Annotated in this window: 17 protein-coding genes and 1 other RNA gene; 2 read left to right on the top strand and 16 right to left on the bottom strand. The window is 56.6% G+C overall.

Annotated elements, in window-relative coordinates; translation table 11 throughout:
* The 15 genes from ACXJ5O_RS04345 to ACXJ5O_RS04275 form a co-directional block, all read right to left on the bottom strand.
* Positions 1 to 147: glycosyltransferase (locus ACXJ5O_RS04345; RefSeq protein ID WP_457298821.1), on the bottom strand; the 147-nt coding region annotated here is incomplete at its 3' end.
* A 3-nt stretch (positions 148 to 150) separates the two neighbouring features.
* Positions 151 to 1,308: a putative lipid II flippase FtsW gene (gene ftsW, locus ACXJ5O_RS04340; protein WP_457298820.1), complete on the bottom strand. Its 1,158-nt coding sequence runs from the start codon at positions 1,306 to 1,308 to the stop codon at positions 151 to 153.
* The gene (murD, locus tag ACXJ5O_RS04335; RefSeq protein WP_457298819.1) at positions 1,308 to 2,711 is read right to left on the bottom strand and encodes a UDP-N-acetylmuramoyl-L-alanine--D-glutamate ligase; all 1,404 of its coding nucleotides are present in this window, start codon (positions 2,709 to 2,711) and stop codon (positions 1,308 to 1,310) included. Before murD ends, ftsW begins: the two co-directional genes overlap by 1 nt.
* Positions 2,712 to 2,720: 9 nt before the next feature.
* Positions 2,721 to 3,803 (bottom strand): phospho-N-acetylmuramoyl-pentapeptide-transferase, encoded by a 1,083-nt coding sequence (mraY, locus tag ACXJ5O_RS04330; protein WP_457298818.1) that lies wholly within the window; start codon positions 3,801 to 3,803, stop codon positions 2,721 to 2,723.
* Between the two features lie 24 nt (positions 3,804 to 3,827).
* A complete protein-coding gene (locus ACXJ5O_RS04325) occupies positions 3,828 to 5,261 on the bottom strand; it encodes a UDP-N-acetylmuramoylalanyl-D-glutamyl-2,6-diaminopimelate--D-alanyl-D-alanine ligase (protein ID WP_457298817.1) in 1,434 nt (477 codons plus the stop codon).
* Positions 5,258 to 6,727 carry a UDP-N-acetylmuramoyl-L-alanyl-D-glutamate--2,6-diaminopimelate ligase gene (locus tag ACXJ5O_RS04320; RefSeq protein WP_457298816.1) on the bottom strand — a complete coding sequence of 490 codons (1,470 nt, stop codon included), beginning with the start codon at positions 6,725 to 6,727 and terminating at the stop codon, positions 5,258 to 5,260. Before ACXJ5O_RS04320 ends, ACXJ5O_RS04325 begins: the two co-directional genes overlap by 4 nt.
* Before the next feature lie 68 nt (positions 6,728 to 6,795).
* Positions 6,796 to 8,535, bottom strand: coding sequence for a peptidoglycan D,D-transpeptidase FtsI family protein (locus tag ACXJ5O_RS04315; protein WP_457298815.1), 1,740 nt, complete (start codon positions 8,533 to 8,535; stop codon positions 6,796 to 6,798).
* Complete coding sequence (ftsL, locus tag ACXJ5O_RS04310) at positions 8,535 to 8,993, bottom strand: cell division protein FtsL (protein WP_457298814.1); 459 nt, start codon at positions 8,991 to 8,993, stop codon at positions 8,535 to 8,537. Before ftsL ends, ACXJ5O_RS04315 begins: the two co-directional genes overlap by 1 nt.
* Before the next feature lie 3 nt (positions 8,994 to 8,996).
* The gene (gene rsmH, locus ACXJ5O_RS04305; RefSeq protein ID WP_457298813.1) at positions 8,997 to 10,004 is read right to left on the bottom strand and encodes a 16S rRNA (cytosine(1402)-N(4))-methyltransferase RsmH; all 1,008 of its coding nucleotides are present in this window, start codon (positions 10,002 to 10,004) and stop codon (positions 8,997 to 8,999) included.
* Positions 10,004 to 10,462 (bottom strand): division/cell wall cluster transcriptional repressor MraZ, encoded by a 459-nt coding sequence (mraZ, locus tag ACXJ5O_RS04300; RefSeq protein WP_457298812.1) that lies wholly within the window; start codon positions 10,460 to 10,462, stop codon positions 10,004 to 10,006. Before mraZ ends, rsmH begins: the two co-directional genes overlap by 1 nt.
* A 387-nt stretch (positions 10,463 to 10,849) precedes the next feature.
* Positions 10,850 to 11,283: RNase P RNA component class A (rnpB, locus tag ACXJ5O_RS04295), an RNA gene on the bottom strand.
* A 91-nt stretch (positions 11,284 to 11,374) separates the two neighbouring features.
* Positions 11,375 to 12,124 (bottom strand): lytic transglycosylase domain-containing protein, encoded by a 750-nt coding sequence (locus ACXJ5O_RS04290; protein ID WP_457298811.1) that lies wholly within the window; start codon positions 12,122 to 12,124, stop codon positions 11,375 to 11,377.
* A gap of 213 nt (positions 12,125 to 12,337) precedes the next feature.
* A complete protein-coding gene (locus ACXJ5O_RS04285) occupies positions 12,338 to 13,102 on the bottom strand; it encodes a peptidoglycan recognition protein family protein (protein ID WP_457298810.1) in 765 nt (254 codons plus the stop codon).
* Positions 13,089 to 13,808, bottom strand: coding sequence for a J domain-containing protein (locus tag ACXJ5O_RS04280; protein WP_210000339.1), 720 nt, complete (start codon positions 13,806 to 13,808; stop codon positions 13,089 to 13,091). Before ACXJ5O_RS04280 ends, ACXJ5O_RS04285 begins: the two co-directional genes overlap by 14 nt.
* A gap of 151 nt (positions 13,809 to 13,959) precedes the next feature.
* Complete coding sequence (locus ACXJ5O_RS04275; protein ID WP_457298809.1) at positions 13,960 to 14,331, bottom strand: hypothetical protein; 372 nt, start codon at positions 14,329 to 14,331, stop codon at positions 13,960 to 13,962.
* 240 nt (positions 14,332 to 14,571) lie between these two features.
* Between ACXJ5O_RS04275 and ACXJ5O_RS04270 the strand changes: the two genes are divergently transcribed.
* Together ACXJ5O_RS04270 and ACXJ5O_RS04265 are read left to right on the top strand one after the other, a co-directional pair.
* A complete protein-coding gene (locus tag ACXJ5O_RS04270; RefSeq protein ID WP_457298808.1) occupies positions 14,572 to 18,207 on the top strand; it encodes a hydantoinase B/oxoprolinase family protein in 3,636 nt (1,211 codons plus the stop codon).
* Between the two features lie 2 nt (positions 18,208 to 18,209).
* Positions 18,210 to 18,722 (top strand): N-acetyltransferase family protein, encoded by a 513-nt coding sequence (locus tag ACXJ5O_RS04265; RefSeq protein ID WP_457298807.1) that lies wholly within the window; start codon positions 18,210 to 18,212, stop codon positions 18,720 to 18,722.
* Positions 18,723 to 18,731: 9 nt separating this feature from the next.
* Here ACXJ5O_RS04265 and ACXJ5O_RS04260 read toward each other — a convergent pair whose 3' ends face one another.
* Positions 18,732 to 20,648 (bottom strand): LTA synthase family protein, encoded by a 1,917-nt coding sequence (locus ACXJ5O_RS04260; protein ID WP_457298806.1) that lies wholly within the window; start codon positions 20,646 to 20,648, stop codon positions 18,732 to 18,734.
* Between the last annotated feature and the right edge of the window lie 140 nt (positions 20,649 to 20,788).

Raw genomic sequence — 20,788 nt, 5'->3', positions numbered from 1 at the left:
AAATGCGCCTGTGAAACGTTGTGCACGTTCGTCGGTCGCCAGGTGGATATCCCACCCGCGCTCGATCAATTCATGCGCAAGCGCTTCGGCCGGGAAAAGATGCCCGCCAGTCCCCCCGGCAGCGAGAAAGATAACCCCCTTGGACATCGATCAGGTGCTACCTAACATCGAATGCATTTTCGAATTTGCCAACGTTGCGGAACGCCGACCCTCGGGGCGGCGGCGTGTCAGCGCGAGCAAAAGCCCTGTCGAAATTGCCACCGCGATCAGTGATGAACCACCGTAGGAGATGAATGGCAGCGTCATGCCCTTCGCGGGCATCAGGTGCAGATTGACCGACATGTTGATGATCGACTGGAACCCGAACAGAATCACCAGACCCGATACAGCAAGGCGAGTGAAATCATCGCGTTCTTTCAGGGCGATCGACAGGCCGCGGATAACGATGAAGGCAAAGATCAGCACTATCAACAGGCAGAGGGCGATACCGTATTCTTCTGCGGTCACGGAGAATATGAAGTCGGTGTGGCTGTCAGGAATGATGCGCTTGATAGTGCCCTCGCCCGGACCCTGACCGAACCAGCCACCCCGGACAATCGCCTCACGCCCTGCATCTACCTGGAAAGTATCGCCCTCGCCGGTCAAGAACCGGTCGATACGGCCGGCAACGTGCGGAAAGACCGTGTAGGCGCCAAAGAATCCGCCAACTGCGAGAATACCGAGGAGGATAATCCAGAACCACGGTACACCGGCCATGAAGAACATCGCGCCCCAGGTAACGGCTGTCAGGATGGTCTGGCCAAGATCGGGTTGTGCAACCAGCAATGCTGCAACCACGGCAAACAACACCATGGCGAAGAAGTTACCGGGAATGTCCTTGCGGCGTTCGTTTTCGGCAAACAGCCACGCACAGATGATGACGAAGGCCGGCTTCATGAATTCGGATGGCTGAATTGATACGCCGGCAAGCGAGACCCACCGCCTGGCACCCTTGACCTCGATACCGAAAAACAGGGCGCCAACCATAGCCACGAGGGAAATACCGAGCATGATCATGGCAAAGCGCCGGATGGTTTTTGGCGCCATGAAGGAGACGGCAAACATCACCATGACCGCCGGCACCATGAACAGCGCCTGCCGCTTGACGAAGTGAAAGCTGTCGAGGCCGATACGCTCGGCTACCGCGGGGCTCGCGGCGAACGATAGCAGAATGCCAAGCCCCATCAGAGCCAGGCAGGCGGCGAGGAGAAACCGATCGATTGTCCACCACCAATCGGCAACGGGACCACGGTCAACACGACTAACCATTAGCTTCTAGCTCCCATGATTGGTGCTGCGCCCTCAAGCGCAAGGACGGCCGAGCGGAATGCGTCGCCGCGTTTTTCAAAGTTCTGAAATTGGTCGAAACTGGCGCAGGCCGGCGACAGCAGAACTACGGGTTCACTCGAACCGTCCATGGCTGCATCGTGCGCGGCATGATCCACAGCAGCACTGATTGTGCCGGATATCTCGAATGGTGCAGCGTCGCCTAGCGTTGCCGCAAATTGCGGCGCCGCCTCACCGATCAGATAGGCCTTGGCAATGCGCGGAAAGAAGCCGGACAACGAAGCGATGCCGCCTTCTTTGGGTAAACCTCCAGCAATCCAGTAAATACGCAGGAAAGATGAGAGAGCGGGGGCAGCAGCTTCCGCGTTTGTTGCCTTGGAATCGTTGACGAACAATGTCTTGCCGAGCCGCGCGACCTGTTCCATGCGGTGAGCGAGACCTGGAAACGTTTTCAGCCCTGCATTGATTTCTTCTGCCGTGAGACCGACCGCGCGGCAGGCAGCGAAGGCAGCGAGTGCATTTTGCGCATTGTGTTCGCCGCGCAGCGACCCGATGCCCGCGAGCGATGCAACAACTGTTTCGTCGCCCTTTCTGGCAAAGATCAGTTCCGGACCGTTGGCAAAATACCCATCGCGAACGGCTAAGCGTTTTGAAATGCGAATGACGGATTTGCCTGTTCGCTCCATCCGGTCCGCGATTGACGCTGAAAAGCTGTCATCCACGCCGACGATTGCAATTTCGCTACCGGCTACCAGACGTTCCTTGATCTCGGCATAATGTTGCATTGTGCCATGACGGTCGAGGTGGTCCGGCGTCAGATTGAGCAGGATACCTGCGGTTGGATTGAGCGAAGGCGCGAGATCGATCTGGTAGGAAGAGCATTCGACGACATAAAAGCGTTCGTCCGCCGGCGGCTCCAACGTCATGACAGCCGTGCCGATATTGCCGCCAAGCTGCATGTCGCGACCGGAGCTCTTGATGAGATGAGCGATCAGCGCAGTTGTGGTCGACTTGCCGTTGGTACCGGTAATAGCAATGAAGGGGCTCTGCTTGTGAGCCAGGTTGCGCTCGCGCACGAAAAGCTCGATATCGCCGATGATCTCGACGGCTGCTGCCCTTGCGAGATCCACTGTCCAGTGTGGCCGCGGGTGAGTGAGCGGCACGCCGGGTGACAATACGAACGAGGAGAACTGTTTCCAATCGACCTGACGAAGATCAGCGGTCTCTATTCCGGCGCTTTGCGCGCGCGCAACACTCTCGGGATTATCGTCCCAGGCAATGACCTTGGCCCCGCCCGCGATTATCGCCTGCGCCGTCGCGATGCCCGAACCGCCGAGCCCGAAGAGCGCGACGGTCTTGTCCTTCATGGAATGGGCAGCGATCATGCAAGAAACCTATCTCAATTTAAGTGTGGAAAGGCCGATCAGAGCGAGGATCACGGCAATGATCCAGAAGCGGATCACGACCTGGCTCTCCGTCCAGCCCTTCTTTTCGAAATGGTGGTGAATTGGCGCCATCAGGAAGACGCGCTTTCCAGTCATCTTGAACGATGCCACCTGGATGATCACCGACATTGCCTCCATGACGAACACACCGCCGATGATGGCGAGGACGATCTCATGTTTTGTAGCTACGGCAACTGCACCGATGAGGCCGCCGAGTGCGAGAGAGCCGGTGTCGCCCATGAAAATAGCGGCGGGAGGCGCATTGAACCAAAGAAAACCTAGCCCAGCGCCGATGACCGACCCGAGCACAACGGCGAGTTCACCTGTGCCTGGCGTAAAGTGAATCTGCAGATAATCGGCAAAAATCGCGTTACCTGCGAGATAGGCGATGACGCCGAACGAAGCAGCCGCGATCATCACCGGAACTGTCGCCAAGCCATCCAGGCCATCGGTGAAATTCACCGCGTTGCCTGCACCGACCATAACGAAGGCAGCAAATGGAATGAAGAATATGCCGAGATTGAGGATGAGTTCCTTGGCAAACGGGAATGTCAGCGAGGACGAAAACGGCTCCTGCCCCGCCCGCATGATGGCTAGGCCGGCTACGGCAGCGACGAGGAATTCAATGCCGAGACGTGCTCGCGCCGAAAAGCCCTTGAACGACTGTTTGCTGACCTTGAGATAGTCATCGTAAAAGCCGATCGCTCCGAAGAACAATGCGACCAGAAGGACGATCCAGACATAGACGTTCGACCAATTTGCCCAAAGCAGCGAAGAAAGGACAATGCCGGTCATGATCATCAGGCCGCCCATCGTCGGCGTTCCGGCTTTCTTGAAATGGGTCTGCGGACCATCGGCGCGGATCGGCTGGCCGCGACCCTGCCGGATGCGCAGCGAGTCGATAATGCGCGGGCCAAACAGAAAAACAATCAGCGCTKATGTGATCAGCGCTCCGCCGGTTCTGAACGTGATATAGCGGAACACGTTTAGAAACTGGATATGTTCCGCCAGACCGGCGAGGTAGTACAACATGTGTTAATTCCCCATACACGCAGGCTATTCGGCAGGACCGAGCGGCTCTACGGTGTTGTATTTTTGCAGGAGCGTTTTCACGATCTGCGCGAAGCCGGTCCCCTTGGATGACTTGACCATGATCACGTCACCGGCTCTGATGGTGTTCAGCAATTGCGGTTGCAATTCGTCTACGGTCTGCCTGTATTCGGCATGAAATTCAACCGGCATGGCCGATTTCAGCGCGGCCATCTCCGGTCCGCCGAGAAAAACCATATTGATTGGATTGGCCAGGATCACCGAAGACAACTCGGCGTGAAGCTTCGGTGCCTGCTTGCCCAATTCCAGCATGTCGCCAAGAACCGCGATGCGGCGGCCCTTACCATGAGGCGTTGCGGCCGCCAAAAGCTCGATTGCCGCGCGCATCGATGCGGGATTGGCGTTGTAGCTTTCGTCAATCAATGTGAACGTTCCATTGGCGATCTCAAGGAGATGACGCGCGCCGCGTCCRCTCTCCGGTCGCAAGGATGCGAGCGCCAGTGTTACCTTGGTCATGTCCGCGCCTGTCAGGTGGGCGGCACCGAGGACTGCAAGTACGTTCTGGACCATATGCCTGCCTGGAGCACCTATTTTGACGACTGCTTCCTCGCCCGCAAGACGCGTCGTCAAACAGGAACATTCGTCGTGAAGTTTAAGCTTCATCAGGCGGTAGTCGGCACGCRCATTCTCGCCAAAGCTCTTGATGTGCTCAATACCTGCATCGTGCGCCAGCTTTTCCAAAAGTTTGAAGTGCTTGTCATCGCGGTTGAGCAACGCATAGCCGCCCGGGGCAACGCCTTCGAATATCTCGGCCTTGGCAATGGCGATTTCCTGCAAATTCTTGAAGTGCCCGAGATGTGCAGCAGCAATCAACGTAATCAAAGCGACGTGCGGGCGAACCATTTTGACGAGCGGGCGTATTTCGTCGGCATGGTTCATGCCGATTTCAAAGATGCCATAATCAGTGTCCGCCGGCATGCGCGCGAGCGTTAGCGGTACGCCCCAGTGATTGTTGAAAGATGCTACAGAAGCATGCACTTTTCCGGCTTGTGCAAGAACATGCCGCAGTGCCTCCTTGGTGGTTGTTTTGCCGACCGATCCTGTGACGGCAACGATCTGTGCATGCGAGCGTTCCCGCGATGCAATGCCTAGCCGGGTCAACGCCGCCAACACATCGTCAACGACAATCATCGGCGCTTTCAGTTTTCCGAGCGCGGGCAGTTTTGCTTCCGCGACCACGAGGAGTGCAGCGCCAGCCGCAACAGCGGCCGTTGCATAGTCATGGCCATCGAGCGCATCACCCTTAATGGCAAAGAACACTTCGCCGGTCCGCAGGGTACGCGTATCAATGGAAATTCCGGTGATCCCTTCAGGCAATTTACCGACGGGCCTTCCATTCATCGCTTCGACCATCGCATCGGAAGTCCAGAGCAGGTTCATGCGCCCTTCTCCCGCGCCAGCCGGTCCTTAAGCGCCTGGGCGACTTCGACGTGGTCAGAAAACGGGAGCACAACATCGCCGATGGTCTGGCCTTCTTCGTGCCCCTTACCCGCAACGATCAGCGTATCGCCGGTCTTCATCATGGCGACGGCTTCCTGAATCGCCTCGCGGCGGTCTGCGATTTCGCGGGCACCGGGAGCCGCGGCCAGAATTTCAGAGCGGATGGTGGCAGGAACTTCGGAACGGGGGTTGTCATCGGTCACGATGACCACATCAGCAAGGCGTGTTGCGATTTCGCCCATCATGGGGCGCTTGCCCTTGTCCCGATCACCGCCACAACCGAAAACCACGATAACACGGCCTGTCGTGAACGGCCGAACTGACGTCAGCACATTTTCGAGCGCGTCGGGCTTATGTGCGTAATCGACATAGGCAGGAGCGCCATCTTCGGTTGCACCAACAAGATCGAGCCGCCCCGGCGCACCCTTCAACCGCTCAAGCCCGCGCATTGCAGCTGCGGCAGGTACACCCGTGGCAATCGCAAGGCCCGCCGCGACCAGACCATTGGCTACCTGGAAATCACCAGCGAGCGGTAGCGTAATCTCAAAGATCTCACCGGCAATGTGCACTTCAACGTGCTGGCGGAACCGCTCGTGCTCGACCCGCTTCAGGGTGATGAAATCGCCCTTACGGCCAACGGTCAAAACCGTACAACCAGCCTTCTCTGCCGCGGCGATAGTGGGTTTGGAGAACGGATCGTCTGCGAAGATGATTGCCGGTGCGCCCTTGGGCAGAAGCTCTGTGAACAGCCGCAGCTTCGCTGTATGATACTCCTCGACAGTCGCATGATAATCCATGTGATCGTGGCCGAGATTGGTGAAGGCTCCGGCCACAAGCCGGACGCCGTCGAGCCGGCGCTGGTCGAGACCATGAGAGGAGGCCTCCATCGCCGCGTGGGTTACGCCCTCTTCCACCAATTCGCGCAGCAATTTATGCAGTTCGACCGGATCGGGTGTGGTCAACGAACCATAATCATCGCGCTTCGGTGAGACGACGCCAGTGGTTCCAATGCTTGCCGAAGCAAAGCCCGCCTGCGCCCATATCTGACGCGTGAACGACGCGACAGAGGTTTTGCCGCTGGTGCCGGTGATAGCAACCATCACATCTGGCTGTAGTTTGTAGAAACTGGCGGCGGCCAGTGCCAATGTCCTGCGTGGATCATCGACATAAATGATGGGTACGGAGACATTGCCAAGCTTTGCTCCGCGCGACGTCACGATCACGACGGCACCGCGTGCCACCGCATCGGCAGCATAGGCAACGCCATCGGCCTTCGAACCCTTCAATGCAGCAAACAGAAATCCACGCTCAACCTGACGGGAGTCCGACGTCAGGCCACGGATTGTCTTCTCTCCGAGTTCGGAGATAGCCAAGGCTGGTATGCCGTTCAGATCTTTCAGTTTCATGGCCGGACTGGACCCATCTTCACTTTAAAAACCATCGAAAACGCGACGATATGATTCGCGTTCTACCGTTATTGATCAAAATTGACCATCAATGGAGCGGATTCTTGTTCTTCGCGGAAATCTGGCTGAACCCCGAGGAACGATGCCGATCTGCGAATAATATCTGCAACCATTGGTGCTGCGTTAAAACCTGCGGTGGCGCCAACCTTGCCTTCTTCCGCCTTGGGTTCATCGATAATTGTCAGAACCACATATTCTGGCTTGTCGATCGGAAAGGCTGCGACAAAGGCGTTGAAGCGTACTTCGCTGGAGTAGCGGCCATTGATCACTTTTTCCGCAGTACCCGTCTTGCCACCAACGCGATACCCGGGAACCGATGCCCGGTTGCCGGAGCCACCAGAGCCTTTCTCAGCGTTCAGGCGATAAAGATAGCGCATATCCTCGCTGGTCTTTTCGCTCACCACCTGTTTTGCGACCTTGTTTGCCGCTTCGATTGTGCGGGGCAGGAAAGTCGGTTCAATGAGCTTGCCGCCATTCATCAAGGCGGCTGCACCAACCGCCGTCTGCAATGGTGTTGTGGCCATACCGTGGCCAAAGGCAATCGTAATGGAATGCACTTTCTTCCAGACCTTCGGTTCCATTGGACGCGCGACTTCGGGCAATTCCGTCTGCATTCGATCAAGCAGTCCCATGCGATGCAGGAAGGCACGGTGTCCTTCAATGCCGACAACGTCCGCTTCCTTGGCCGAGCCGATGTTCGAGGAGTAGATGAAGACTTCCGGCATGGTCAGGATGCGATTTTTCCCATGGAAATCGCGGATCGTCTGTCGGCCGATGGTGATAGGGCGTCTCGCATCGAACGTACTCTGCAGATTGACCTTGCCGGAATCGAGCGCCATCGCCGTGGTAAAACTTTTGATGGTGGAACCCATCTCGTATGTACCGGCGGACATGCGATTGAGATGGTCTTTATCCAGCGCGTTGAACGGATTGTTCGGATCGAAATCGGGCGCCGAAGCCATCGCAAGCACTTCGCCGGTATGCACATTGATCACCACCGCGCCGGCCGCAATCGCCCGGTATTTTTGCATCGCATTGACGACCACATCGCGCACGACATGTTGGACACGCAGATCGATCGACAATTTCACCGGCTCAAGGGAGCGGCTGTCGGCAAGGCCCACATCGCGCAGATCGGACAGACCCTGTTCGTCGATATATTTCTCCATGCCGGCAATACCCTGATTGTCGATATTGACGAGACCAAGGATATGCGAAGCGGTGGGACCGCCCGGATAAAAACGCGATTTCTCCGTGCGGAAGCCAATGCCTGGAATTCCCAGCGCCATGATCTGGCTTTTCTGCTGCGGTGTCAGGCCGCGTTTGAGCCAGGCAAAACCTGTCCCGCTCTTGAGGCGGCTATAGGTCTGTTCGAAGTTGAGATCCGGCAGAACCGTCGAAAGCAATTCGATGGCTTCGTCGGGATCGACGATCTTGCGCGGCTCGGCATAAAGCGAGGCGGTCTTGATATCGGTGGCCAAGACTTCACCATTGCGATCGAGAATATCAGGACGCGATGCGAGCACCGCCCCGGTCGGGCCATTATAGCCCGTCGTGTCTTCCTGCATCCCGTAATAGACCAAGCGTCCGCCGATAATACCGTATATGCCGACGAAACAGGCTATCGCCATGACAACGCGATTGCGGGCGCGATTGCCCGATTTTTTCTTTTTGGCGTCCAGCGCGAAAACAGGCGCGATGCCCGTCACCAATTCAGCTTTCTTCCGCTTGATCCAGATCGCAGCCATCAATAGAGCCCCGCTGCCTTTGGCGCTGCAATCGGAACAATTCGCTTGGGCGGCTTGGGCGCCGCCTTCGGTTTGTTGATGCTGCCGGTCATGGTTGTGTCTGGTTTGATTTTCTCACCTGCATCTGCCTCTGTGATAATGTTCGCAACGTCATCCAAATCTTGCGAGACAGGTTTCGGCTGCGGCAATTCATTGATGTTGATGATTTGTTGCGCTTCCACCTGTTGCAGATCGAGTTGACCTTGAAACGTCTCAACCAGCTTTTGCAGACGGTTCGGCTGGGTCAGCAGACTCCAATCAGCCTTGAGCAGATCGATCGTATCCCTCTCATCCGTTATCATGCGCTGGAGCCGGGTAACTTGCGTCATCTGGTTTTCAGCATCGTGCTTGATCTTGTAGGTCACGGCGGCCGCCAGGATCATCAGCCCGATCAATATGATGTCGAAGGTACGCAGCACGGATCAACCCCTCGCTGTTTCATGGAACATTGGAAGATTCGGCAAGCCATAGATCGAATGATCCTCAGCCAGCTGCGGATTGTCTGTGCGGATCCCGGCGCGCAATTTCGCCGAGCGGGCGCGCGGATTGCGGAGAGCCTCTGCCTCGCTCGGTGCAACGATGCCCTTGCCGACCGGGGTGAAGCTTGCCAGACGCTGCTCGAGTTGCGGTAGATGACGCGAGCCGCCACCCGTCCCTGAGCGATCGGAAAAGAAGCGCTTGACGATACGGTCTTCGAGCGAATGGAACGTGACGACGACGAGCCGTCCGCCAGGTTTCAACACGCGTTCGGCCGCATGCAACGCGCGTACGAGTTCGCCCAGTTCGTCATTGACGAAGATGCGCAGGGCCTGGAACACTCGCGTCGCCGGATGGATTGGCACTTTCGGGTTTCTGCCGACAAGCGCTTCAATCGCATTGGCAAGGTCGCGCGTGCGGGTGAACGGTTCGGTCACTCGCCGCTTGTCGATCATACGGGCGATGCGCCCGGCATGGCGTTCCTCCCCGAGAAAATTGAAGATACGTGCTAGATCACCGATTTTCAGGCGATTGATGACATCGGCGGCACTCGGCCCGGTACTCGACATACGCATATCGAGTGGGCCATCCTTCTGGAACGAAAAGCCCCGCTCGGCCTCATCGATCTGCATGGACGAAACACCGATATCGAGAACAACGCCATCGGGTGCACCGAGTAACGCGACCTGATCCAGTGTCGAAAAAGCACCCTGCACGAGGGTCAATCGTCCGGCATATTCCTTTTCCATGGCACGGCCGGCCTGGATAGCCGACGGGTCACGATCGATGGCCATGACGGAAGCGCCTGTTTCAAGGATGCGTTTGGTGTAGCCGCCAGCGCCAAATGTGCCATCGATGATCAGCTGCCCCTTTTCCGGCTGGAGCGCAGCAACGACTTCATCGAGCAGGACCGGAATATGACGGCCATCGCCCGCATCTGGCGAACCCGCCATCAACTCTTCCCCGCGGTCAGATTTTCCTGACGGCGCTTTTCCGCCAGTCGCTGCCGGACCTTTGCCCGATGCGCCTCGAACCGGTCCGGGTGCCACATCTGAAAATGCGTGTTGGCGCCCGCAAAGGTCACATCCGACGAAATGCCCGTATGCTCGCGCATGAAATCCGCAACCGTTATCCGGCCATCCCCGTCCAGCTTCAGGAAACCGCCATCCGCGTGGAGATAGAACGACATGTCGTCCGCCGTCTCCGCGAAAGGATCCTCGCTGTCCAGATGGTTGTCGAAGCGCGTCAAGAGTTCCGGACCGCCCGCATCGAGCGCAGGCAAATGCAGAGAACGCAGGGCGTAGAGTTCCGTGTGTCCGGCCGCCTGGATGATCGAACGAAAATGCGCCGGAACGGACACCCGTCCCTTCGCATCGATCCTGTTCGTCACATGTCCGAGGAACCGGTTCAAAACGCAACTCCGCCGTTTCCGCCCCCAGGGCTTCGATCATCTCTACCTCTGCCTCACCCTTCGATCGCTTCGAAGCGCGAGCCCCACCAATAGAAGTCCAAGCACCGGCAAACTGAGCCGAACGCCAGCCTTGGCATGCCAAATCGTATTTCGGGAAACACCGTGTCGACTGAACGCTACTGATGAAATCAATCGATATCATGGGGCACTATGGGGGTCAATGGGATTGCAAGACACAGAGTGGGAATGAGCCGCTATTCCGGCACACTTCCGGCGATTCTGAATTTATCGCTCATTAAGCTTAATGAAGGGTTAGGACTCTTCGGGAAGTTGTAATTAACAAAGCACGGCCGGACCGCTCGAAAGCAGCGAAATCAATAAATTGAAAATGCCAGCTGGCCTGTAAGCCGGGTTCTGTATGGCTGGATTTTCATCCAACGCGGCAGCCATTCATCTTGGACGGATGTTGCCATCCGCCTCCTGCAACCCACCCGGACGACTGACCCGGAAACTGATCGCCGGACTTTCGCCCGGCACGCCGTCCCTATTCGGTTTTGCTCCCGGTGGGGTTTGCCATGCCGCCCCTGTTACCAGTTGCGCGGTGGGCTCTTACCCCACCCTTTCACCCTTACCCCGTCATTCCTTGCGTCCGATACGAGCCATATCCGGCGCAACGAAAGACGGGGCGGTTTCCTTTCTGTGGCACTTTCCCTGGGGTCACCCCCGCCGGACGTTATCCGGCACCGTGTTTCCATGGAGCCCGGACTTTCCTCACATGCCGCCTTTCGGCTTATGACATGCGCGGCTGCCCGGCCAGCTGGCGATGCGTATAAATGCGTTTCGAAGGAAAAACGCAAATGAAAAAGGCCGGATACTATCCGGCCTTTTGAATTCAGCAGGGTCTGACCAGCCTTACATGGCGGCCATTTGCAACTTCACCTTGCTGCAATAGTTGGCRGAAACCGGGTTCATGCGGGTTGCGCCATGACCGGCATTGTAGCGCAGGATGGTGCCGCAGGTCGTGCCGTTACCAAGCTTGTGCGCGCCGGCAAGATACTTCATGCCCCAGCGAATATTTGTTTCCGGGTTGTAAAGTGCCTGACGCGATCCCGTATAGCCAAGACCACGCGCCGTCTCGAGCTTGATCTGCATCAGTCCGATTTCACCGGCACTTCCGGTCATGTCCGGACGATAATTGCTTTCCACCCTGACAACCGCGTTCGCCAGAGCAAAAGGAACACCATAGGACGACGCGTAGGAACTGATAATCGTCGAATAGTTGGACGATCCGATCGCTGAAGGGACACCACCCGTAGTCATTGTATCAACGCGGTTGATGGTCTCATTGCGAACGACGGTTTTCACCCGCGCTTTAGCATGAACCACCGGGCGTTTGTGGGTTGAAGCCTTTTTGCTCACCCGCTGCGGCTTGACTGCGCTTTTCTTGACCGCTGTCTTTTCAACACCGCGCTTAGCTTGGGTCTTTGCCTGTGTTGGCTTCGTAGACTTGTTAACGGCTTTCTCTTTTTCCGCTTCGGCTCGTTTTGCCTTCATGTAGTCGGCGAGGTTTGTCGGCTCCTTTGGAGCGCTGAATGCTGAATTTGTGCCGAAGAAGGCCATCGCCCCAAGGAGGGCGAAAATCATACCAAATTTTTTTGTCATCTTTTTCCGTCTAGAAGCTTGGGCCGCACGAACGTGCACGCCGGGACCGTTCCGTGCCAAAAAACACAAGGGCAATGCCCGGAACATTGGTCAAGGATTTGACGGCGCAATGCAGCCGAATATTGATCGGCCAAATAACTTTGTGTAACCCATTGAAATATATATGCTGCAACGCACAAAGTCTATCGGGAAAAGACTTTTTCGTTCAACAACTTATGACGAGACCGCCGGCAGTGCAGAAAGTAGCTTGTGCAGGGTTTCGATGGTTGATACGTCCGCTACTCCATCGACTTTTTCAGGGCGAAAGTGACGCTGGAAGGCCAAAATGCCCAATTGTGTCGACGAACCGAACACGCCATCGATAGGAACGCCATAGCCATAAAGAGCCAGCAATGACTGCAGGGCCTCGACAGGTTGCCCCTCATCGCCAAGCGAAAAGAACCTTCCGCCGCGTACCGGCGAAGGGCCAACCCAATGGCCAATGCCCGCATCGTAAAGTGCTGGCCATGGAAATTTTTCGCCGGGATCGATCTTGCGCGCCGGCGCGATATCTGAGTGCGCCAAAACATTCTCCCGCCGGATGCTGTGGCGCGTCACGATACCTTTGCAAAGGTCGATCACTGCCTCGATCTGCCGTTCAGGGAAATCCGGAAACCCGAGCAGCGGACCACCGTTGACGATCTCGATTCCGATGGAACAGGAATTGATATCGGTCTCACCCTTCCAGGAGCTCTGCCCCGCATGCCAGGCGCGTTGGCTCTCCGGCACCATCTGTACGATACGGCCATTCTCGTAGACGACGTAGTGAGCGGACACTTCACTTTGCGGATTTGCCAGCCAGCTTTCCGCCGCCTCGCCAGTTTCCATGCCGGTATAATGCAGGATTAACATGGAGGGACGTTTGCCGTCCTTGCGTGGACCGAAATTCGGCGAGGCATGAACATTGGCCCGCGGTTGGTCCGGCTCAAACGTGCTCATATGCCTTAAGGTCTTTTTCGACTTTATCCCAAGCCGCATTGATCGCGGCGATGCGCTGATTGGCAATGGCGATGAACTCTTCCGGCACTCCGCGTGCCATCAGCATGTCCGGGTGGTTTTCGCGAACGAGCGCCCGATACTGCTTGCGCGCGGTTTCAAAATTGACATTCCGTGGAAGGCCAAGAACAAGGTATGGATCCGCCTGACTGCGCCCGACATGCCGTGCCAATATGATGTCGAACTCTTCCTCATCGATCGCAAATATCTCAGCGACTGTCCCTAGAAAAATCAGTTCCTCGTCGTGCAAGGCGCCGTCCGACTTGGCAATGTGGAACAACCCGTCAAGGATGTCTTCCAGCATCTTGCAATTGGGCTTGCCCGAGCCGCATAGCGAAGCTAGTTGCGCGGCGTAAGCTTCATAGCCCGCCACATCCTGCTTAGCGAGGTTATAGAGGCGCGTCACCTGATCCTGATATTGTGCCGGCACATGGAAAATGTCATTGAAGGCGTTGATTTCCACCTGCGTCACGACCCCGTCGGCCTTCGCCATCTTGGCCGACAATGCAATCATGGCGATGGAGAAGGCTACGCGCCGTCGCGTTTCCGGATCGCCTTCGAACGCAGTACGCACCGCCTCGATGATGCTCGAAAAGGCATCGATCGCTGTGCTGGTAATGAAATCGCTGATGCGGCGCCAAATCGACATATGTTCGTTTTATTCAAATTCGTTCGCAATTGCGAGAGAGATAGTGTGTCGAAAAACGCGTTTTGCCGGGACCGGTTGACGCAGCATTTGTGTGCGTTTGGCAAAGCGGCCAGCGCATGGCTGGCCGCTTACCCATGACTGGGATTGTTTTTTACTGAACGCCGAGCGCGTCCTTGATAGTTTTTTCTGCAGAGTCCGCAGCCGCCTTGACCTGATCCGCCGTCTGACCGGCTGCCGTCGCGGCATCCTCAGCCGCTTTTCGGGCGGTCGCGACTGCAGCCTGCTTTTGCTCAGCCGTCATTGTCGCTGCCTGATCCTTGATCTTCTTCAAGGTCTCTTCCGCGTTCATCGGCGCCGCCGGGGCTTCCGTAGCCGCGGACGCTGGGGCCGGAGCTGGTGCTGGTGCCGGTGCCGGCTGTTCGGCTTTTGCCGGCGGCTGTTCCGACTTCTGCTCACTCTCGCCGCAACCGGCTAACGCCAGAAGCGAAACCGCCGCCAGCGAAACAACAAATTTACTCTTCATGGTTTCCTCTCCGAAATTGCTAGATGGCCCCTCGATTCCACCTTATCGAAAATAAGGCAAAGTTGGATTTTGTTTTTGCTTTCGGTTAATTCCTGTGTGGATAACCACACATACGCAGAAAATTTAATCCAAATGCTGCAGCCGATTGCGCTTGCTAACCGGGCCTGTTTATTGTGGGCAGGCGGCGCGCAAGCTCGCCGAAATTTTGCAAATCACTAATTTTGAGATCGGACGAATATTATGAGCGACAAATGGGATTTCTGGATCGATCGTGGCGGTACGTTCACGGACGTCATCGCACGTGATCCTGAAGGTAGTATACGAGCCCACAAGTTACTTTCGGAAAACCCTGAAGCGTATAAAGACGCAGCAATTCAAGGCATTCGCGATTTGCTTGGTGTCAAAAAGGACGACCCCATTCCCTCGCAGCGGATCGGAGAGGTCAAGATGGGCACGACCGTTGCAACCAACGCGCTCCTCGAACGCAAGGGGGACCGGACAGCCCTCGTGATTACCAAAGGGTTTCGTGACGCATTGAAGATCGCCTATCAGGCGAGACCGGACATCTTTGCCAAGGAAATCATTCTCCCGGAACAGCTCTATGAGCGCGTGATCGAAGTCGACGAGCGCGTCCGTACAGACGGAACAGTGGAAATCCTTCCTGATGCCGAACAAATCCGCGTCGCTTTGACCGATATCAGGCAGGCCGGCATCGATGCCGTCGCGATCGTCTTCATGCATGCCTGGAACTATCCGGCGCATGAACGGACAGCGGCGAAAATTGCGCGCGAAATGGGCTTCGGCCAAGTCTCCGTCAGCCATGAGGTCTCGCCGCTGGCCAAGCTCGTTGGTCGCGGCGATACTACCGTGGTCGATGCCTATCTCTCGCCGATCCTGCGCCGGTACGTCGAGCACGTCGCGGGCGAGCTTGGCATAGAGGGCAAGTCCGATAACGCACCCCGCCTTTCTTTCATGATGTCCTCTGGCGGTTTGACCGCGGCAGATTTGTTTCAAGGCAAGGACGCGATCCTCTCCGGTCCGGCAGGCGGCGTCGTTGGCATGGTCGAGACAGCAAAGCTCGCCGGTTTCGACAAGGTGATCGGATTCGACATGGGCGGCACCTCGACCGATGTCGCGCACTATGAAGGAGATTACGAACGCGCCTTCGACACCGAAGTCGCGGGCGTCCGTATACGCGCGCCAATGATGCGCATTCATACGGTGGCGGCGGGCGGCGGATCGATCCTGCACTATAGCGCTGGCCGGTTTCAGGCGGGCCCCGATTCTGCCGGCGCCAATCCTGGCCCAGCCTGCTACCGTCGCGGTGGCTCACTGGCCGTGACCGATGCCAATGTCATGCTCGGCAAGTTGCAGCCCGAGTATTTCCCGGCGATTTTCGGTCCGGGGCAGAATGAGCGGCTCGACCGCGAGGTGGTGGTCCAAAAATTCACTGCCCTCGCTGCAGAGATCCGTGAAGCGAAAACACCGGAAGAGGTTGCCGAAGGTTTCATCACCATCGCGGTCGAAAACATGGCCAATGCGGTGAAAAAGATTTCCGTGCAGCGCGGCTACGACGTCACCCGGTATCTGCTGAATTGTTTCGGTGGCGCAGGAGGCCAGCATGCTTGCCTCGTCGCTGACGCCCTTGGCATGGAAGCCGTGTTGATCCATCCTTTTTCCGGCCTGCTTTCCGCCTATGGGATCGGCTTGTCGTCCATATTCGCCTCCCGTCAGCAAGCGTTGGTGAAAGCCTTGTCCCCGAGCTCATTGAACGACATACGCCAGCTATCCGACCGTCTCTCCGGAACTGTCATCGCGGAAATCACCGAACAGGGCGTACCACCTGAACACATTATTTCACGCCCGATTCTGCACCTGCGCTATGACGGCACCGATGCGACGATCTCTGTCGATTTCAGTAATTTCTCGATCGATAAAACGCGCCTTGCCTTTGAAGCTGCGCACAAGGCCCAGTTCGGTTTCATCTATGACGACAAGGGTATCGTCGTAGAAGCAGTCGGCGTCGAGGGCTCCGATAGCCGCGGGCACAAGCAGATTGAAACCGAACAACTCCAGGACAATTCGAAGCCCGAGGCCGGTGAGACCTGCACGGTCTACACCGGAGGAGCCTTCCACGACGCTGTCACCTTCCCGCGCGCCAATCTCAGGCCTGGGCACAAGGCCAGTGGCCCGGCGTTGATCATCGAGACACATCAAACGATTGTAGTGGAACCCGGCTGGCAGGCGGAAATCACCGCGCTCAATCATGTTTTGATGCGGCGGATCGAAAAGAAGGCCCGCGCTGCAGCGCTTGGCACACAAGCTGATCCGATCATGCTGGAGGTGTTCAACAATCTCTTCATGTCGATCGCCGAGCAGATGGGCGTGACGCTGCAAAACACCGCTTATTMGGTCAACATCAAGGAGCGGCTGGATTTCTCCTGCGCGGTTTTTGATCGCAATGGCGCGCTGGTGGCCAATGCCCCGCATATGCCTGTGCATCTGGGATCGATGGACCGTTCGGTCGAAACGATCATCAAGTTAAACGAGGGCGACATCCATCCGGGCGATGTTTTCGCGCTCAACGCACCCTATAATGGCGGCACGCATCTTCCCGATATCACGGTAGTTACCCCGGTATTCGATGACGCGGGCAAGAACATCCTCTTCTATTCGGCGTCTCGTGGTCATCATGCGGATATCGGCGGATCGGCGCCAGGATCGATGACGCCGCTCGCGACAACCGTAGACGAAGAAGGAGTCTTGATAGACAATTTCCGTCTCGTTGAACGGGGCCGCTTCCGCGAAGAGGAATTGACCGAGCTTTTGACCAACCATGCATGGCCTGTGCGCAATGTTCACCAGAATATTGCCGACCTGAAGGCCCAGATCGCCGCCAATGAAAAGGGCGTAAATGAACTCAGGAAGATGATCGCTCAGTTCGGTCTCGACGTGGTCGAAGCATATATGGGTCATGTGCAGGACAACGCAGCCGAAAGCGTCCGCGGCGTTCTCGACCGATTGCCTGAACATTCCGAATGTTCCTATGCGACCGATACGGGTCAGACGATCAAGGTCAAGATCACTGTCGATAAGCAGGAGCGCCGGGCAACTGTCGATTTCACAGGCACGTCGCCAGTGATGAAGAACAACTTCAACGCGCCAGAACCGGTGGCGCGCGCGGCAGTTCTTTATGTCTTCCGCGTCATGGTTGAGGGCGCGATCCCGATGAACGCAGGATGTCTGCGTCCGATCGACATCATCACTCCCGATGGTTCGATGCTCAAGCCTGCCTATCCAGCAGCTGTCGTGGCCGGTAATGTCGAGACGTCGCAGCATGTTACCAATGCGCTTTTCGGGGCGCTTGGTGCCATGGCGAATTCGCAAGGAACGATGAACAATCTGACCTTTGGTAATGATGAGTACCAGTACTACGAGACAATCTGTTCAGGGTCCCCCGCCGGCCATTTCAACAATGGGGCCGGCTTTGCCGGAACCTCCGGCGTTCACACCCATATGACGAATTCGCGCCTCACTGATCCGGAGATACTCGAAATGCGATTTCCCGTCCTGCTTGAGGACTTTCACATCCGGGCAAATTCCGGAGGCGCCGGGAAGTTTTCGGGCGGCGGCGGTACCAAACGCACTATCCGGTTTCTAAGGCAGATGGATTGCTCGATCCTCTCATCACATCGCAATCGTCCCCCAGAGGGCCTCGATGGCGGCGGCGACGGCGAGGTTGGCAAGACCGAAGTGCGCCGCAACGATGGAACTATTGAAACATTGAGGGCCTGCGACCAGACTGTGCTCGAGGCAGGTGAGGCCGTCATCGTCACAACGCCAACGCCTGGCGGTTACGGCAAGATCGGAGCCTGACAATGGTGCGCGCCGCCACTCCCTTCATCAGGATTTTGGACGGCGCCGATGCCGAAGCCTTTCACGCACTGCGCCTGCATGGGTTGCGCAGTGCGCCAGAGGCTTTCGGTTCGAGCTACGAAGAGGAACGCGAACTCGGCATCGAGGACGTCCGCCGGCGCCTCGATGACCAGCCCAATGCCGTCTTTGGTGCATTCGCCGACGATGTCCTTGTCGGCATTGCCGGGTTCGCCATGAACACCAAAAGCAAGCAAAGACACAAGGGGCTGCTGTGGGGCGTCTTCGTCGACAGGGACTGGCGCGGGCATAACCTCGGAAAGCGATTGACGGAGGCAGTCATCGAATATGCTCGGGGTCATGTCGATACGCTGCACGCAACCGTAATGGCCACCAACATATCGGCACGCGCGCTTTATCTGGGGCTTGGCTTCACTGTCTTTGGCTTTGAAAAGGATGCCCTGCGTATCAACGGTCAATCCTATGACGATGAACTATTGCGGTTGGACCTGAGATAAACGGTCTCCTTAACTGCCGTGAACATTCAGCTCGGGAAAGAATTTATCCTGACCCGCCCGGTTCCCGAACATCATGTCATATTGCAGCAGCCGGAAATTATTGATCAGCGGGTCGGTGCCTGGCTTTTCCATCCATTCAGGATTTGACATGTCGTCTGTAGACAATAGCAGATGGCGGTCTATGATCTTGTAACGGTCGCGGATCGCGCCAAGAAAACCCGTGTAATATGGATGGCTTAACCCAGCAAGCTCAAGCACGTGCAGAGGCAGGAAAGCCGGGCTGACTGTGCCGATGCCATGATCCGTTCCCGTTCGATTGGACCAGACGACCAAAGGCGTTTCATGCTGCTTGAGCATCTCGTCGAGCGGCGCGCGCCTGTCTGCAACGCGGCCCTTCATGTATCCAGTGGAGATGTAGGCGTCGCCAAGGGGTGGCAGATGATCGCCGAAAAAGACAAGGATCGTCTGGCGTTTGCGCTTTGACGCCCAGTCCATCAGTCTCTTCAAACCACGATCAGCATCGGCGACACCTTCAGAATAACTGCGGATGGCTTCGCGCTCGGCAACACCTGTTTCTGTCGCCACGTCAATAGACGGGTCTTTGTAACGATACGGTTCATAAGGGCCATGACCCTGCAAGGTCACGGTGAAGAAGAAGAACGGGCTTTTGGTCTCGTCCGCTTCCCGAATGACTTCCTCCATCAGGGCCGCATCCGATACCAGCGGTCCCCGCGACGCGAGTTTCGGCAGATTCTCCTCCGATCGGAATGCGTCGAAGCCGAATGCCTGATAGACATTCCGGCGGTTCCAGAACCACTCGCGATAGGGATGGATTGCTCTCGTAGCGTAACCCTTGCTTTTCAGAAAGGTGGCGAGCGAAGGTAGAGGATGGCGGATGTATTGCTGATAGGGAATGCTGCCATAGGGCAAAAATGCGTTTGAAAAGCCTGTCAACGCCTCAAATTCCACATTGGCTGTCATCCCGCCGAACTCTGGCGAGAACACCGAGCCAGATTGCCTCGCACGCACCGTCGGGAGCGGATCACGATTGAAATTCACGCCGCGTAACCGTGTCGGATCCCAGAAGGACTCGCTCATCACCATAATGATATCGGGCTTTTCCCGTGACTCCATCGCTGTCGCAGGCACCGAAATCGCAGTGATCGCATCGGAAGAATAGCCTTGAGGAACGGTTAGATCGGCCATAGGCAAATTGAGCGCGAAGGCCATCGTAAACCCGTTATGGGCATAGTTCTCCTTCTGATCCCACATGATTGGCTGTACGCGCAAGCGGTCCCTTGCCCAGGAAAAATTGTTGTAATCCATGATCGAAACAAAGAAGACCAGCGCCGGTATCGCGACAACCAGCCGCCACAGGCGTCCCCTGCCGTTGAGCCTGAAGGTGCGCTGGCGCCAAAACCGCCAGGTCAAAATCAGTCCCGCACTCACCAAAATCGTTGTTACGACGATGCCGGCGGCACTCCACGGACGTTCCCTGACGAGCAAGGGCAGAAGATCCACGATCTGGCGCGAATACAGAAAATCAGTGGGGTAAAGCGGATCTCCTAGATACAGCGCTTTCTGTCTTCCAATCCACGTGAACAGCAACACGCAGGGAGCGACGACCAGCAGTCCATTGTGGGAACGTCCGAGAAGCGCATCGAACGCAATCATCACCAGTGCATAGAAGCCGACAGTCGTCCAGGCAGGCCGGTAGAGCTCCTGAAAAAACAGCATCGTTTCCGAAATTGAGCCGCGCGATACCAGTTCAATGGCAAACACCAAGACCGTTGAAAGAACGCAAACAGCAATCACATAACCCGTGTGCCGTAGGTAGATTGCAAACATGGAGGGCTGAGTCGCAGCCGCATCGGCCTGCCAGGCACTCTCTGTCTCAAGTTCGACTTGCTCGATCTGCCTGACCAACGCCATCTCCACAATGCATGTGCGGGCGGTTGTTACAAAACCGTCACTAAAACGTCATATATCAGCTGGCCGTTCCGGGAAAAGTGGGAAAAACAAGGAATTAGCCGATTTCGATCACTTATGCGGCAACAGTGTCACAT

This window comes from Phyllobacterium sp. P5_D12 (assembly GCF_054049495.1).
Note: the sequence above shows the minus strand (reverse complement) of the source record. Positions and strands in the feature narration are given on the sequence as shown.

What these genes read in the sequence shown, in the direction of transcription:
- ftsW (WP_457298820.1), bottom strand. Translation starts at nt 1,308, where the DNA reads ATGGTTAGTCGTGTTGACCGTGGTCCCGTTGCCGATTGGTGGTGGACA.
- murD (WP_457298819.1), bottom strand. Translation starts at nt 2,711, where the DNA reads ATGATCGCTGCCCATTCCATGAAGGACAAGACCGTCGCGCTCTTCGGG.
- ACXJ5O_RS04320 (WP_457298816.1), bottom strand. Translation starts at nt 6,727, where the DNA reads ATGAAACTGAAAGATCTGAACGGCATACCAGCCTTGGCTATCTCCGAA.
- ACXJ5O_RS04315 (WP_457298815.1), bottom strand. Translation starts at nt 8,535, where the DNA reads ATGGCTGCGATCTGGATCAAGCGGAAGAAAGCTGAATTGGTGACGGGC.
- rsmH (WP_457298813.1), bottom strand. Translation starts at nt 10,004, where the DNA reads ATGGCGGGTTCGCCAGATGCGGGCGATGGCCGTCATATTCCGGTCCTG.
- ACXJ5O_RS04285 (WP_457298810.1), bottom strand. Translation starts at nt 13,102, where the DNA reads ATGAGCACGTTTGAGCCGGACCAACCGCGGGCCAATGTTCATGCCTCG.
- ACXJ5O_RS04280 (WP_210000339.1), bottom strand. Translation starts at nt 13,808, where the DNA reads ATGTCGATTTGGCGCCGCATCAGCGATTTCATTACCAGCACAGCGATC.
- ACXJ5O_RS04275 (WP_457298809.1), bottom strand. Translation starts at nt 14,331, where the DNA reads ATGAAGAGTAAATTTGTTGTTTCGCTGGCGGCGGTTTCGCTTCTGGCG.
- ACXJ5O_RS04265 (WP_457298807.1), top strand. Translation starts at nt 18,210, where the DNA reads ATGGTGCGCGCCGCCACTCCCTTCATCAGGATTTTGGACGGCGCCGAT.